Source organism: Microbacterium sp. SL62, assembly GCF_026672635.1.
Classification (GTDB): Bacteria; Actinomycetota; Actinomycetes; order Actinomycetales; family Microbacteriaceae; genus Microbacterium; species Microbacterium testaceum_A.
This window is the reverse complement of record NZ_JAPPRM010000001.1, coordinates 2,042,761-2,057,406: the sequence shown is the minus strand read 5'-3', so window position 1 is coordinate 2,057,406 and position 14,646 is coordinate 2,042,761. Positions and strand designations below refer to the sequence as shown.

At 69.3% G+C, this 14,646-nt stretch carries 14 protein-coding genes; 11 read left to right on the top strand and 3 right to left on the bottom strand.

What is annotated here, in order from left to right; translation table 11 throughout:
- The first annotated feature begins 2 nt into the window (after positions 1–2).
- The 8 genes from OVA26_RS09765 to OVA26_RS09730 all read left to right on the top strand — a co-directional run bounded on the left by OVA26_RS09765 (position 3) and on the right by OVA26_RS09730 (position 8,688).
- A complete protein-coding gene (locus tag OVA26_RS09765) occupies positions 3–761 on the top strand; it encodes a YebC/PmpR family DNA-binding transcriptional regulator (protein WP_056231653.1) in 759 nt (252 codons plus the stop codon).
- A gap of 48 nt (positions 762–809) precedes the next feature.
- Positions 810–1,412 (top strand): crossover junction endodeoxyribonuclease RuvC, encoded by a 603-nt coding sequence (gene ruvC / locus OVA26_RS09760; RefSeq protein ID WP_268103979.1) that lies wholly within the window; start codon positions 810–812, stop codon positions 1,410–1,412.
- A gap of 9 nt (positions 1,413–1,421) precedes the next feature.
- Positions 1,422–2,042, top strand: a complete 621-nt coding sequence (gene ruvA / locus OVA26_RS09755; protein WP_268103978.1) for a Holliday junction branch migration protein RuvA — start codon at positions 1,422–1,424, stop codon at positions 2,040–2,042.
- On the top strand, positions 2,035–3,081 hold the full coding sequence (gene ruvB, locus OVA26_RS09750; protein ID WP_056231660.1) for a Holliday junction branch migration DNA helicase RuvB: 1,047 nt from the start codon (positions 2,035–2,037) through the stop codon (positions 3,079–3,081). Before ruvA ends, ruvB begins: the two co-directional genes overlap by 8 nt.
- A gap of 80 nt (positions 3,082–3,161) precedes the next feature.
- Positions 3,162–3,605: a preprotein translocase subunit YajC gene (locus tag OVA26_RS09745; protein ID WP_056231662.1), complete on the top strand. Its 444-nt coding sequence runs from the start codon at positions 3,162–3,164 to the stop codon at positions 3,603–3,605.
- A gap of 48 nt (positions 3,606–3,653) precedes the next feature.
- Positions 3,654–5,363: a protein translocase subunit SecD gene (gene secD, locus OVA26_RS09740; protein WP_268103977.1), complete on the top strand. Its 1,710-nt coding sequence runs from the start codon at positions 3,654–3,656 to the stop codon at positions 5,361–5,363.
- Positions 5,363–6,349, top strand: coding sequence for a protein translocase subunit SecF (secF, locus tag OVA26_RS09735; protein ID WP_056231669.1), 987 nt, complete (start codon positions 5,363–5,365; stop codon positions 6,347–6,349). The genes secD and secF overlap by 1 nt, the downstream gene beginning before the upstream one ends.
- Positions 6,350–6,438: 89 nt before the next feature.
- The gene (locus OVA26_RS09730; protein WP_056231672.1) at positions 6,439–8,688 is read left to right on the top strand and encodes a RelA/SpoT family protein; all 2,250 of its coding nucleotides are present in this window, start codon (positions 6,439–6,441) and stop codon (positions 8,686–8,688) included.
- Between the two features lie 13 nt (positions 8,689–8,701).
- Here the strand turns inward: OVA26_RS09730 and OVA26_RS09725 are convergent, their stop codons facing one another.
- The 3 genes from OVA26_RS09725 to OVA26_RS09715 form a co-directional block, all read right to left on the bottom strand.
- Positions 8,702–9,244: a hypothetical protein gene (locus OVA26_RS09725; RefSeq protein WP_074694941.1), complete on the bottom strand. Its 543-nt coding sequence runs from the start codon at positions 9,242–9,244 to the stop codon at positions 8,702–8,704.
- 64 nt (positions 9,245–9,308) lie between these two features.
- On the bottom strand, positions 9,309–10,952 hold the full coding sequence (locus tag OVA26_RS09720) for a DUF349 domain-containing protein (RefSeq protein ID WP_268103976.1): 1,644 nt from the start codon (positions 10,950–10,952) through the stop codon (positions 9,309–9,311).
- Positions 10,953–11,084: 132 nt separating this feature from the next.
- Positions 11,085–11,375: a dioxygenase gene (locus OVA26_RS09715; RefSeq protein WP_268103975.1), complete on the bottom strand. Its 291-nt coding sequence runs from the start codon at positions 11,373–11,375 to the stop codon at positions 11,085–11,087.
- Positions 11,376–11,492: 117 nt separating this feature from the next.
- On the opposite strand from OVA26_RS09715, the gene OVA26_RS09710 reads away from it, so the two are divergent.
- The 3 genes from OVA26_RS09710 to OVA26_RS09700 all read left to right on the top strand — a co-directional run bounded on the left by OVA26_RS09710 (position 11,493) and on the right by OVA26_RS09700 (position 14,618).
- Positions 11,493–12,911, top strand: a complete 1,419-nt coding sequence (locus OVA26_RS09710) for a replication-associated recombination protein A (RefSeq protein WP_268103974.1) — start codon at positions 11,493–11,495, stop codon at positions 12,909–12,911.
- 188 nt (positions 12,912–13,099) lie between these two features.
- The gene (rpsD, locus tag OVA26_RS09705) at positions 13,100–13,729 is read left to right on the top strand and encodes a 30S ribosomal protein S4 (RefSeq protein ID WP_056231683.1); all 630 of its coding nucleotides are present in this window, start codon (positions 13,100–13,102) and stop codon (positions 13,727–13,729) included.
- 601 nt (positions 13,730–14,330) lie between these two features.
- Positions 14,331–14,618 carry an ATPase gene (locus OVA26_RS09700; protein ID WP_074695157.1) on the top strand — a complete coding sequence of 96 codons (288 nt, stop codon included), beginning with the start codon at positions 14,331–14,333 and terminating at the stop codon, positions 14,616–14,618.
- The last annotated feature ends 28 nt before the right edge of the window (positions 14,619–14,646 follow it).

Here is a 14,646-nt window from a genome sequence, read left to right as displayed (position 1 = left end):
CTATGTCCGGACACTCAAAATGGGCCACCACCAAGCACAAGAAGGCGGTCATCGACTCCCGTCGCGCCAAGTCGTGGGCCAAGCTCATCAAGAACATCGAGGTCGCGGCGAAGCTCGGTGGAGCCGACCTCCAGGGCAACCCCACCCTCTTCGACGCCGTCCTCAAGGCGAAGAAGACCTCGGTCCCCAAAGACAACATCGATCGCGCGATCAAGCGCGGTGCCGGTATCGGCGGCGAAGCCGTCGAGTACTCGTCGATCATGTACGAGGGATACGGCCCCAACGGCGTCGCCTTCCTCATCGAGTGTCTGACCGACAACAAGAACCGCGCCGCGGCCGAGGTGCGCACCGCTCTCAGCCGTAACGGCGGCACCCTCGCCGACCCGGGCAGCGTCGCCTACAACTTCAGCCGCAAGGGCGTCATCGTCGTCCCCTCCGAGGGCACCACCGAAGACGACGTCATGCTCGCCGTCCTCGAGGCGGGCGCCGAAGAGGTCGAGCCGCACGGCGACGGCTTCGGCGTCATCACCGAGGCCTCCGACCTGGTGTCGGTGCGCTCCGCCCTGCAGGATGCCGGCATCGAGTACGACTCGGCCGACGTCGAGTTCGTGCCCTCGCTCAAGGTCGAGGTCGACGCCGACACCGCTCGCAAGGTGTTCCGCCTCATCGACGCCCTCGAAGACAGCGACGACGTGCAGAACGTCTACACCAACTTCGACATGAGCGCCGAGGTGCAGGCCGAGCTCGAGAACGACGAGTAAGGGCGCGCCCTCGATCTCGACACGGCCCCTGCGCTTAGCGTGGGGGCCGTGTCTCGTTCCCTCCGCGTCCTCGGCATCGACCCCGGCCTGACCCGATGCGGCCTCGGTGTCGTCGACGTCTCGCCGAACCGCACGGCCTCGCTCGTGCACGTGGGCGTCGCCCGTTCCGCACCCACCGATCCGATCGAGAAGCGTCTCGCGGCGATCGCCGCCGGCATCCGCGACGTGCTGGTCACCCATCAGCCGCATGTGGTCGCCGTCGAGCGCGTCTTCGCGCAGAACAACCTCCACTCGGTGATGGGCACGGCCCAGGCCAGCGGCATCGCGCTGCTGCTCGCGGCCGAACACGGATTGACGGCTGCGACGCACACCCCCAGCGAGGTCAAGGCCGCGATCACCGGATACGGCTCCGCCGACAAGCTGCAGGTGCAGACGATGGTCGCCCGCGTGCTGCGCCTCGACGCGCTTCCCCAGCCGGCGGATGCCGCAGACGCCCTCGCGATCGCCCTCTGTCACGCCTGGCGCGGGGGAGCGGCCGGCGCCTCGGCCCATGACGCGCTGACTCCCGCTCAGAAGGCCTGGAGGGATGCCGAGAAGAAGCGGACCCCGCCGAAGCGTGTCGCTCGAACACATGTACGAACAGGCGCGTAGGCTGGCCCGATGATCTCCTCGCTGCACGGCACGGCGGCTCACGTCGCCGACGACTCGCTGGTCATCGTGGTCGGGGGAGTCGGCTTCTCCGTCGCGGTCACCGCCCAGCTCGCGCGGACGGTGCACGTCGGCGACGACGTCCACCTGCACACGAACCTCATCGTGCGCGAGGACGCCCTGTCGCTCTACGGCTTCGAGGCTCGCGAAGAGCTGACCGTCTTCACCCAGCTGATCAGCGTGACGGGCGTCGGCCCGAAGTCCGCGCTCGGGGTGCTGTCGTCGCTCACGGTGCCGCAGATCGCCCAGGCCGTGGCCGACGACGACGACGCCCCGTTCCGACGCGTCTCGGGCATCGGCCCCAAGACGGCCAAGCTCATCGTGGTGCAGCTCGCCGGCAAGCTCCAGGTCGCGCCCTCCGCGGCTCCCGCCACCGCCTCGGCGCACGGCCAGGTGCCCCTGCAGGTCACGCAGGCCCTCGTGGGCCTGGGCTGGACGGAACGGACGGCGGCCGAGGCCGTGGCATCCGTCGCCGAATCCGCCTCCGAGGCCGACCGCGCCTCGGTCCAGTCGTTGCTCCGACTCACGCTCGCCCTGCTGGGCCCGGCCCGCAAGGAGGGCGTGAGTGGCTGACGTCCGAGACGCCGGGACGCCCGACGACGAGGTCGAACTCGCGATCGAAGGGGCCCTGCGCCCCACCTCCCTCGCCGAGTTCGTCGGTCAGCAGAAGGTTCGCGGCCAGCTGCAGCTCCTGCTCGACGCCGCGCGCATCCAGCAGCGCTCTCCCGACCACATCCTGCTCTCCGGCCCTCCCGGGCTCGGCAAGACCACCCTCGCGATGATCGTCGCGCACGAGAGCGGGCGGCCGCTGCGCTTGTCGAGCGGGCCGGCGATCCAGCACGCGGGCGACCTCGCGGCCCTGCTGTCGTCGCTCACGCCGGGGGAGGTGCTCTTCATCGACGAGATCCACCGCATGGCACGCTCGGCCGAAGAGATGCTGTATCTCGCGATGGAGGACTTCCGCATCGACATCATGGTCGGCAAGGGCGCGGGAGCGACCAGCATCCCCCTCGACCTGGCCCCCTTCACCCTGGTGGGAGCCACGACACGCGCGGGCCTCCTGCCGAACCCCCTGCGCGACCGCTTCGGTTTCACCGCGCACCTCGAGTACTACGAGCCTGAAGAGCTCGAGCGGGTGGTCTCACGCTCGGCATCCATGCTCGATGTCGGCCTCCCGGGCACGGCGCGCTCCGAGATCGCCCGGCGCTCCCGGGGAACGCCCCGTATCGCGAACCGTCTGCTCCGGCGTGTCCGGGACTATCTCGTCGTGAACGGTCCGTCGACCGGCACCGACGAGGGCCACGCCGACGTGCGGACGGTAGGCGCCGCGCTCGATCTCTACGACGTGGATGCCATCGGGCTCGACCGCCTCGACCGAGCCGTCCTCGACGCCCTCGTCCGCCGCTTCCGCGGGGGACCGGTGGGGCTCAGCACCCTCGCCGTGGCCGTGGGAGAAGAGCCCGAGACCATCGAATCGGTCGTCGAGCCCTACCTCGTGCGGATCGGATTCATGGGCCGCACTCCCCGCGGACGCGTGGCGACTCCGGAGGCCTACGACCACCTCGGAGCCCCTCACCCGGACGGCATGCTCCGGTTCAGCCAGGGGTCATGACCTATACTCGGCGAGGGATTCCCCGACCCACGCTAGGCAGTGCCGCACGGCGCGCCTGATCTGAAAGGTGCACCGCCTCCATGGACTCCAGTTTCCTCCTGCTCATTCTGTTCGCGGGCCTGCTCGTCTTCATGTTCCTGAGCTCCCGCCGTCGCATGAAGAAGCAGAAGGCCGAGCTCGAGCAGAAGGCCCGCGAGACGGTCCCCGGTGCCGAGGTGCTGCTGCAGGGCGGCCTCTACGGCACGATCGTCGAGTACGACGGTGAAGACCTCGACAAGCCCGCGCACGTCGAGATCGCTCCCGGCGTCGTCATCAAGGTGCACAGCCAGGCCATCCTCCGTATCGTCGACTCGGCTGCGGGCACCGTGACCGAAGACGAGTACATCGAAGCCGAAGAGACCGAGGCCGAGTACATCGCCGGCGTCGCCGACGGTGACATCACCTCGATCAGCGACGACCAGCGTGCCGCCCGCCAGCACGCCGCCGACGCCGAGCGTGACGACAAGGACCGCCCCGCGGTCTGATCGCCCCCTCCCGCCTTTTCGTTCACCGCCGCACAGAAAGCCGACTCCGTGGCGCCCTCGACTCCCGTCCGTCACGCCTGGCGCGTTTTGACCGGATTGCTCGCCATCACCGGCGTGCTCTTCGGCATCAACGCGCTGGGTGTGTACGTGTTCAATGCCAGCTCCTGGACCCCCGAGCTCGCGCTCGACCTCCAGGGCGGCACGCAGATCATCCTGCAAGCCCAGACCACCGACGGCGCCGCGCCCGACAGCGAACAGCTGGCGCAGGCCGTCACGATCATCCGCCAGCGCGTCGACGCGTCGGGCGTGGGTGAAGCCGACGTGGCCACCGAGGGTGGCCGCAACATCGTCGTGCAGATCCCCGGCCAGGCAGACGATGCCACGCGACAGCGCATTCAGTCCTCGGCTCAGCTGCAGCTGCGCCCGGTGCTGTTCACCGGTTCGCCGGCGACCACGTTCGTGGGTCAGGACGGCGTGACCACGCCCTACCCGACGCCCGACCCGAACCTGCCGTCGACGCCCACCGCATCGCCCACCAACGCGAGCGACCCGGCGTACATCACCCCGGCCCTGCAGGCGCAGTTCCTCGCGTACGACTGCGCGAACCCGCCGAGCAACCCGGCGCAGGCCCCGGCCGACCAGCCGATGATCACGTGCGGGACGAACGACGGGCAGAAGTACATCCTCGGCCCCGTCGAGCTCGACGGCACCGACATCTCGAACGCCACCAACGGCCAGGAGCAGAACACCGGGCAGTGGGCGGTCAACCTCGTCTTCAACGACCAGGGCACGCAGAAGTTCGCCGAGATCAGCCAGCGCCTCTACGGTGCGCAGCCGCCGCTGAACCAGTTCGCGTTCGTGCTCGACGGGTCCGTCCTGTCGGCGCCGTCGATGAACGGCATCATCGTCGACGGTCGCCCCAGCATCACGGGATCGTTCACGCAGGAGTCGTCCAAGGCCCTCGCCGACCAGCTGAAGTACGGCGCGCTGCCGCTCAGCTTCCAGGTGGTCAGCTCCGACACCGTGTCGGCGACGCTCGGCTCGCAGCAGCTGCAGGTCGGTTTCATCGCCGGTCTCATCGGCCTCGGGCTGGTGGCGATCTACTCGCTGATCGTCTATCGAGCGCTCGGCACGGTGATCATCGCTTCGCTCGGCGTGATGGCCGTCCTGACCTATCTCGCCCTGTGCATCCTCGCGTGGCGTGCCGGCTTCCGACTCTCGCTCGCGGGTGTCGCCGGCCTGATCGTCACCATCGGCTTCACGGCGGACTCCTTCATCGTCTACTTCGAGCGAATACGAGACGAATTGCGTGACGGCAAGTCGATCACGGCAGCCGTCGAAGACGGATGGTCGCGCGCCAAGCGCACGATCTACATCTCGAAGTCGATCAACATCCTCGCGGCGGTGGTGCTGTACATCCTCGCGGATGCCACGGTGAAGGGCTTCGCGTTCACCCTGGGTCTCACGACGGCCATCGACATCCTCATCTTCATCCTGTTCACCCACCCGGTGATGCAGCTGCTCGCTCGCACGCGTTTCTTCGGCTCGGGTCACCCCCTGTCGGGCATGGACCCGAACGCGCTCGGCGCCGTCTACCGCGGACGCGCGCAGTTCCGCGCCCCCGTGCTCGAGGCGGGCCGGGTGAAGAAGTCGCGCGGCGAGGCGCAGCGTCGACAGACGATCGCCGAACGCAAGCAGGCCGAGCTGGCCGCCGCCAGCCGCGGCGATAGCCGCTCCACGAAGGAGGGAGACGACTGATGCGCTCCATGTCGCAGCTCGGTAACGACCTCTACTCGGGGAAGACGTCCTTCCCGTTCGTGCAGCGTCGGCGCCTCTGGTTCATCATCGCCGCGGTTCTGGTCATCGGTGCGGCCCTCGTGCCGTTCATCCGCCCCGTGCAGTTCTCGATCGAGTTCACGGGCGGCTCGCAGTTCACGGTCTCGAACCCGTCGACGTTCGATCAGGGCCTTGCGACGCAGGCCGTGACGTCGGTGGTTCCGGACGCGACGACCCGCGTCACCACGATCAGCGACCAGTCGGTCCGCGTGCAGACCGACCAGTTGGACAACGACCAGACGCAGGCCGTCTCCGCAGCCCTCGCGACCGCCTACAAGGTGCCGGCATCCGAGATCACCAACTCGTTCATCGGACCGACCTGGGGCAACGACGTCACGCGCCAGTCGCTCTGGGGTCTGTCGATCTTCCTCGCGTTGACGTTCCTCATCCTCGCGCTGTACTTCCGCACCTGGAAGATGTCGGTCGCCGCGATCATCGGCCTCGTCGACGTCCTCGTCATCACGATCGGCGTCTACGCCGTCTTCGGATTCGAGATCTCGCCGGCTGCCGTCATCGGCTTCCTCACGATCCTGTCCTACGCGCTGTACGACACGACGGTCGTCTTCGACAAGGTGAGGGAGAACACCAGAGAGGACGGCGAGATCTCCGGACGCACGTTCTCGGAGTCGGTGAACCTCGCCGCCAACCAGACGCTGATCCGCTCGATCAACACCACGGTGGTCGCCATCCTGCCGGTGGGCGCGATCCTCTTCATCGGTGTGCCACTCGGTGCGCGCACGCTCAGCGATATCTCGCTGTCGATCTTCGTCGGCACGATCGTCGCCGCGTACTCGACGCTGTTCGTCGCCGTGCCGATGTACGCGCTGCTGCGCGAGAAGGAGAAGCCGATCGCTCTGCGCGACGCCCGCGTCGTGTCGGCCCGTGAGAAGGCGGGCGTCCCGGCCTGACGGCCGGGGCTCCCGCCCCTCGGGCCCGCACCTGGGACCCCCGCCGCGAGGCATAGAATCGATCTACTGGCCGTAAGGAAGGGGTGGCGATGACCGAGACCGCTTCCTCCGCGCCGCCGCCGTCCTCTCTGCGACGGCTGGTTCCGCGTATCTTCTCGCGCGCGGCCCGTCGCGACGACGTCGACAAGCTGCTCCGCACGGTCCGCACGCATCACCCCAAGGGCGACCTCGCGATCATCGAGCGCGCCTACGCCGTGGCCGACAAGGCGCACGACGGGCAGAAGCGGCAGAGCGGCGAGCCGTACATCACGCACCCCCTGGCGGTCGCGCAGATCCTGGCCGAGCTCGGCCTCGGCCCCAAGGCGATCGCCGCCGCGCTGCTGCACGACACCGTCGAAGACACGGGCTATCCGCTCGACGAGCTCGCCGCCGACTTCGGCGACGAGGTCGCGATGCTCGTCGACGGCGTTACCAAGCTCGACAAGGTCAAGTACGGCGACAGCGCGCAGGCCGAGACGGTCCGCAAGATGATCGTGGCGATGTCGAAAGACATCCGCGTGCTGCTCATCAAGCTCGCCGACCGACTGCACAACGCGCGCACCTGGGGATTCGTGCCGCCGCACAAGGCCGCGAAGAAGGCCACGGAAACCCTCGAGATCTACGCTCCGCTCGCGCATCGCCTCGGCATCCAGGCGATCAAGAGCGAACTCGAGGACCTGTCGTTCGCGGTGATGCACCCCAAGCTCTACGCCGAGATCGACAGCCTGGTCAAGCAGCGCACGCCCCAGCGCGAGCAGTACGTGCAGAACGTCATCGACGCCGTCGACGCGGACCTACGCGAACTCCGCGTTCGCGGACGGGTGATGGGCCGACCCAAGCAGCTGTACTCCGTGTACCAGAAGATGGTGGTCCGCGGTCGCGAGTTCGACGACATCTACGACCTCATCGGCATCCGAATCCTGGTCGGCACCGTGCGCGATTGCTACGCCGTGCTCGGTGCGATCCACGCGCGGTGGACACCGCTGCCGGGCCGTTTCAAGGACTACATCGCCACGCCCAAGTTCAACCTGTACCAGTCGCTGCACACCACGGTGATCGGCCCCGGCGGGCGCACGGTCGAGATCCAGATCCGCACGCACGAGATGCACCAGCAGGCGGAGTTCGGCGTCGCCGCGCACTGGAAGTACAAAGAGCGGATGGCGGGAGGGAAGGCCGACGCCAAGGCCGTCGACGCCGACATGGCGTGGATCGCTCACATCTCCGACTGGCAGGCCGAGACCGCCGACCCGGGGGAGTTCCTCGACTCGCTCCGCTTCGAGATCGGCGCGAAAGAGGTCTACGTCTTCACCCCGAAGGGACGCGTGGTGGGCCTTCCCACCGGCGCGACCCCGGTCGACTTCGCGTACGCCGTGCACACCGAGATCGGTCACCGCACGATGGGCGCCAAGGTCAACGGCCGCCTGGTGCCGCTCGAGTCGACCCTCCAGAGCGGCGACGTCGTCGAGGTGTTCACCTCGAAGAACCCCGATGCCGGCCCCAGCCAGGACTGGCTCGGTTTCGTCAAGAGCACCCGCGCGCGCAACAAGATCCGCGGCTGGTTCACGAAGGAACGCCGCGAAGAGGCCATCGAGCAGGGCAAGGACTCGATCGCCCGCGCCATGCGTCGGCAGAACCTGCCCCTGCAGCGCCTCATGAACCAGGATTCGTTCACCGAGGTCGCCCGACTCTTCCACTACGAGGACGTCTCCGCGCTCTACGCCGCGGTCGGCGAGGGGCACGTCTCCACGCAATCGGTGATCGAGAAGGTCACCGCTCTCGTCAACGTCGAAGAGACCAGCACCGGCCCCATCGACATCCCCGTCGGCCGCAGCCGTGCTCCGCGTGGCGGCGACTCCGGCGTCCTCGTGCGTGGAGCCCCCGACATCCTCGTCAAGCTCGCCAAGTGCTGCACCCCCGTTCCGGGCGACGAGATCGTCGGTTTCGTTACGCGCGGCAGCGGGGTGTCGGTCCACCGCGGCGACTGCACGAATGTGAAGTCGCTGAAGGAGGAGCCCGATCGTCTGATCGACGTCGAGTGGGCGCCGACGACGAAGAGCGTCTTCCTGGTGCAGATCCAGGTCGAGGCCCTCGACCGCTCGGGGCTGTTGAGCGACGTCACGCGCGTGCTGAGTGAGCACCACGTGAACATCCTCTCGGCGACCGTGTCGACCACGAACGATCGCCTCGCGCTCAGCAAGTTCGTGTTCGAGATGGGCGACACCGTGCACCTCGACCGTGTGCTCAACGCCGTGCGGCGCATCGACGCGGTCTACGACGTGTACCGCGTCACCTCGTCGTAGCACGGGGGACGGATCACCTCTGCGCCGCGACGTCGGCCAGGAGCGCTGCGCCCCTCCTCCCGTACGGGAACGTCGGGTGCCGGGCCAGCCATGCCTGGGCCTCGTGTCGCGATTCGACATCGGATGCCGCCCACTCGATCGCCGCGGCACGCTCATCCTCGTCGTCGGAACGCGCGAGGTCGGCGAGCGTTCGCCCCGGTGTGCTGAGGTGAACGCCCGCCACGAGGGTCGTGTCGGCGGCCGGGAGTCTCACGTCGTGGAACACCGCCCGGGTCGCGTCACGCGCGCGCGTCCGCGTCGGCCCCACCCGCTGGAGGTGATGCCGTCTCGGCTCGGTCGCCGTGCCGCCGTGCACCCACGCCGCCGTCAGCCGCACCCCGGCCCACCGTTCGCCGAGCAGAGGAGACAGGCTCCGTGCCCGCATCCAGACCGTCTCGACCGCGTCGGCCGGCATGAAACCCTCGCCGAGCGGCACCAGCAGGCCGTCGAGGCACGCCGCGCTGAGCTCGGTCAACGCGAGACGCTCCCCGGGGAAGAACAGAAAGGGCGACACCATCCCGTCAGTGTGACGGAGCGGTGTCGCCCGTGACGGGCGAACCGTCGAACTGTGGAGAACCCGATCAGCCGCCGAGGGCGCGCAGCCAGGTGCGACGCGCTTCGAGCGCCTCCGACGCCTGCGCGGCGGCACGCTTGTCGCCGCGCGACTCGGCCTCGGCCAGCTCGGCCTCGAGCTTGTCGATCGCGTCGGTGAGCTGACGCGTCATGTCGTTGGCGCGGGCCTTCTGCTCGGGGTCGTTGCGTTTCCAGTCGGCGTCTTCGCGGGTGCGCACGCTCTGCTCGATCTTGCGGAGCTCGTCGTCGAGGACGCGCTCCTTGTCGCGCGGGAAGATGCGTCCGATCTCGTCCCACTGACGCTGGATGGCGGTCAGCTTCTGACGGGCCGTGGCGAGGTTCTTCTCGTCGACGATCGGCGCGGCCTGCTCGAGGAGGGCGCGCTTCTGCTCGATCTTCTCCTTCGAGGCCTCGGCGTCGGCGGACTCGCGCTCGATGCGGGCTCCGTAGAGCGCGTCGCCGGCGGCCTTGAACCGAGCCCACAGCGCGTCATCGACCTTGCGGCCGGCGCGGCCCGAGGCCTTCCACGCGTCGAGGAGGTCGCGGTACGCCCCGATCCCGTCTTCGCCACGCGGGGCGAGGGCCTCGGCGCGCTCGACGAGACGCGTCTTAGCCTCGCGGGCCGCCTTGTGGGTCTCGTCGAGCGACGAGAAGAACTCGCGGCGGTGACGATCGACTGTGGCGCGCGCGTCGCGGAAGCGGCGCCACAGCTGCTGCGCGGTCGACTTCGACAGGCGGGGACCGTTCTGCTGGTGGGCCTGCCACCGGTCGAACAGCGCCGTCATGTCGGCGGTCATCTGCTTCCACTGGACCGTCTGCGGGTCGCGGGCGGCGAGGGCCTCGGCCTCTTCGACGATCGCGGTGCGCTCGCGCACGGCCTCTTCAGTGGCCTGCTTGGCGGCGACGGCCTCGGTCTCACTCGCTTCGGCGAGCTCTGCGGTGAGGGCGTCGACGCGGGCGATGAGAGCGGCGAGGTCGCCCACCGCGGCCGCACCCTCGAGCTTGCCGCGAAGGGTCTTCGCCGTCGAACGCAGATCCGACGCCGAGGCGCCTCCGCGACGGTGGCGCGTCTCGATCAGCGTGACCTCACCGGCCAGGTCCGAGAACTTGCGCTGGAAGTAGGCCAGCGCCTCGGCCGGCGTGCCGTCGGGGTACTGACCCACGACGCGCCAGTCGTCGCCCTCGCGGACCGAGACGGTTCCCTCGTCGTCGACGCGGCCCCAGGGCTGGGTGGCCGAGGTGGACGCGGTCTTGCCGGGAGGGGGTCCGGGCAGTCGCACGCCGGGACGCGGGGCGGCGGGCTGCGCGGCGACGGACTGCTCGGCGGGAGCGGCGTCGCCCTCGGACGTGGCGGCCTCTTCGTCTTCGGCCGACGCTTCGGCAGCCGGCGCATCGGCAGCGAGCTCTTCGGCAGCGGGCTCCTCAGCGGTGGGCTCGGCGGGGGGCGCGGGGTCAGCGGCATCCGTCGACTGCTCGTCGAGCGACGGGTCGTCGGACGAGGCGTCGGCGTCGGGAGCGGAGGGGTCCTCGGCCGGAACGGCGTCGGGAGCGTCGGTTTCCGCCTCGACCGGGGTCGTGGCGGTGGGATCGACCTCGGCGGTGCTCGCGTCGTCGCGCGGGTCGGAGGTCTCGGGAGTGGGAGCGGAAGTCACGGGTAGCACCTCATCGCGGCAGAACCGCCTGGGGGAGAAGGACCCTCCGAGCCTAGTACGCGCGACCGCTCCGACACAGGATCGTCGTTCCCGCCCCGCCACGCCGCCGATCCGGCGGCGCGGGAGGATCGCTCAGGGTGCGGTCGACTCCGAGGGCAGCGGGGCCGGGATCTCGGTCGGGACGGGGGTCTCGGGGCTGACCGTCGACGACGGTTCGGGGGTCGGCGCCCCGGGGCCGGTCACGAAGTACGCCGTCTGCAGGGCGATCGCCCCGGCGATTACGAGGAGCCCGACGATCAGGCCGACGAGGTTGTCACGGGTGCGGCGGCGTCCCTGACGGTCGTGGAGCTCGAGTCGAGCCTGGTAGACGCGCGCACGCTCGCGCTGCTCTCGGGTCCGCCGGTCTTTCCCACGCGCCGCCACATCGACCTCCTCCGCCCGTCCGGGCCCCTCGATCCTACAAACAGCGGTCGGGGTGTCTCGGATCGCGGCGGGGGCACGGGAGGTCCCCGTGTCGGAGGCCCCGGTTAGCCTGGACACGTGACCCCTTCCTCCGCGCTCTTCCAAGGCCAGACGCCGCTGGCGGTGCGCATGCGGCCGGTGAGCCTCGACGAGGTGGCCGGCCAAGGACATCTGCTGCGCCCCGGGTCGCCGCTGGTCACTCTCGCGACGACCGACTCCTCGGCATCCGTCTCGGCCGCCTCGGTCATCCTGTGGGGTCCGCCCGGCACCGGCAAGACCACGCTGGCGCAGGCGATCGCCCGGTCGTCCGGGCGGCGTTTCGTCGAGCTCTCCGCCATCACGGCGGGTGTCAAAGACGTGCGCGAGGTCATGCAAGAAGCGCTGACGCAGCGAGATCTGTACGGCCAGTCGACCATCCTCTTCCTCGACGAGATCCACCGCTTCACCAAGGCGCAGCAGGACGCCCTGCTGCCGGGTGTCGAGAACGGCTGGGTCGTGTTGATCGCCGCCACCACCGAGAACCCGTCGTTCTCGGTCATCTCTCCCTTGCTTTCGCGCTCTCTTCTCCTCACCCTCCGCCCGCTCGGCGACGACGACCTCGGTGCTCTCGTCGACCGGGCCGTGACCGACCCGCGTGGTCTGGCCGGTCGGGTGGTGCTCGACGACGACGCCCGGGCGGCCCTGGTGCGTCTAGCCTCGGGTGACGCGCGACGCGCTCTCACCGCCCTCGAGGCCGCGGCTTCGGTCGCGGGTGACGACGCGGGGGCCCCGGCTCCTGCGGCCCGCGACGATGACGACGACGAAGACGAAGACGACGACGAACAGGACCCCGGCCCGTTCACGGGCGAGGGCGACGAACTGCCCGTCATCACCGCCGACCACATCGCCCAGGCCGTCGACCGCGCCCTGCTGCGCTACGACCGGCAGGGAGACGAGCACTACGACGTCATCAGTGCCTTCATCAAGTCGGTGCGGGGGTCGGATCCGGATGCCGCGATCCACTACCTCGCGCGCATGATCGAGGCGGGGGAGGACCCCCGCTTCATCGCGCGGCGCCTGGTCATCTCGGCCGCCGAGGACATCGGCATGGCCGACCCGCAGGCCCTGCAGATCGCGGTGGCCGCGGCCGACGCTGTGGCGTTCATCGGCATGCCCGAGGGGCGGATCCCGCTCGCCGAGGCCACGGTGTACCTGGCCACGACCGCGAAGTCGAACGCCGCCTACAACGCCATCAACGCCGCGATCGCCGACGTGCGCGCCGGCGGCTTCGGTCGCGTGCCGATGCACCTGCGCGACGCGCACTATCCCGGAGCCAAGCGTCTCGGGCACGGCAAAGGCTACAAGTACGCGCACGACAGCGACATCGGCATCGTCACGCAGCAGTACCTGCCCGACGAGCTCGTCGGCAAGCGGTACTACGAACCCACCAGTCACGGTGCCGAACGCGACGTCTCGGCACGCCTCGAGAAGATCCGTCGCATCCTCGAGGGTCGGTGACACGGCATCCGGAATGCGCCCGGCCCGCTCTGATAGCATGAATCGGCTCGAAACAGGGTTTTCGGGCATCCCCTCCTTCCTGTGATCACCTTCCGGTGCGCCCCGGCGTGCGCTTCGGATCGGGCGGAAGGGGGCGATACGCCCGTGAGCCGTGAAAGGCGCGGCCACGTCATCGGAAGGAGAACTTCGTGACCACGAAGTCTCAGGACCGCCGCAAGGTGCGTCTGTCGCGCGCCCTCGGCGTCGCACTCACCCCCAAGGCCGCCCGCTACCTCGAGAAGCGTCCCTACGCTCCCGGCGAGCACGGCCGCACCAAGCGCAAGGCCGACAGCGACTACGCCGTCCGTCTCCGTGAGAAGCAGCGTCTGCGCGAGCAGTACGGCATCCGCGAGAAGCAGCTTCGCATCGCGTTCAACGAGGCCCGCCGCACCGACGGCCTGACCGGTGAGAACCTGGTCGAGCTGCTCGAGATGCGTCTGGACGCCCTCGTCGTGCGTTCGGGCTTCGCCCGCACCACCGCGCAGGCTCGCCAGCTCGTCGTGCACCGCCACATCATGGTCGACGGCCAGCTCGTGGACCGCCCGTCGTTCCGCGTGAAGCCGGGTCAGCTGATCCACGTCAAGACCAAGAGCGAGGGCCTCGAGCCCTTCCAGGTCGCCGCCGCCGGTGGGCACGCCGAAGTGCTGCCCCCCGTTCCGGGCTACCTCGAGGTCGACCTCTCCACGCTGCAGGCGAAGCTCGTGCGTCGCCCCAAGCGCGCCGAGGTGCCCGTCACGTGTGACGTGCAGCTCGTCGTCGAGTACTACGCCGCCCGCTGATCCCAGCGAGCACACGAAGGGCGTCGGGTTCTCCCGGCGCCCTTCGCCGTTTTCGGGTCGTGCTCTCGCGCGGCCCTTCGCCTTTTTCGGGTCGCGCTCTCGCGCGGCCCTTCGTCGTCCCGGGGCGCGCTCTGCTCGCGCTGGATTCGTTTGCCCCAGACGGCGGGTCTTGCCCGGCCCCGATGACCGTTTGCGGCGATCGAATGCGCACGCCGTGAAGTCATCTGCCCGAGATGGCGCATGCTCCGCCGAGCCGTCCACCATAGGCGGCAACCGAACGCGCACGGCGTTGATTCGTTTGCCCGAAATGGCGCATCTCCGCCGAGCCGCCGACCATACGCGGCAACCGAACGCGCACGCCGTGGATTCGTGTGCCCGAGATGGCGCATGCTCCGCCGAGCCGCCGACCATACGCGGCAACCGGCCGCGGGGGAGTCGATGCGGCTGTCCCGGACGGTGCCGGCGCGGGTGCGCGATGGGGGCCGTCGGCGGGATGGACGCCGGAGACGCGGCATACACAGGTCTGCCTTGTGCGTAGCGCGGGGCCCCTCGCCTACGATGGGGAATGCCGTGATCGCGGCGTCGTATCGAGGAAGAAGTGGTGATCGTGAAAAGCCTCGTCTGGTTCGCGCTGGGTATCGCCGGCGGTTTCGTCGCCGCCCATCTCGTCAACAAGGACCCCCGCGGTCAGGAGCTGCTCGCGCAGCTCGACTCGCGCATCGGTGAGTTCACCGACCACATGAGCGACGCCTACCACCAGCAGGAGAACCGTCTCTCCGAGATCATCGACGACGCCAAGGGCGTCGCCTCCTCCGCTGTCGACAAGACCGGCGACGCGGTGGAATCCGCCGCCGCCGCGGCCAAGAAGGCCGTTTCCTCCTCCGACTGACCCCCTCCGGCCTCCCGCCCCCGGCACG

What these genes read in the sequence shown, in the direction of transcription:
- secF (WP_056231669.1), top strand. Translation starts at nt 5,363, where the DNA reads ATGCGCTCCATGTCGCAGCTCGGTAACGACCTCTACTCGGGGAAGACG.
- OVA26_RS09765 (WP_056231653.1), top strand. Translation starts at nt 3, where the DNA reads ATGTCCGGACACTCAAAATGGGCCACCACCAAGCACAAGAAGGCGGTC.
- ruvA (WP_268103978.1), top strand. Translation starts at nt 1,422, where the DNA reads ATGATCTCCTCGCTGCACGGCACGGCGGCTCACGTCGCCGACGACTCG.
- OVA26_RS09745 (WP_056231662.1), top strand. Translation starts at nt 3,162, where the DNA reads ATGGACTCCAGTTTCCTCCTGCTCATTCTGTTCGCGGGCCTGCTCGTC.
- OVA26_RS09725 (WP_074694941.1), bottom strand. Translation starts at nt 9,244, where the DNA reads ATGGTGTCGCCCTTTCTGTTCTTCCCCGGGGAGCGTCTCGCGTTGACC.
- OVA26_RS09730 (WP_056231672.1), top strand. Translation starts at nt 6,439, where the DNA reads ATGACCGAGACCGCTTCCTCCGCGCCGCCGCCGTCCTCTCTGCGACGG.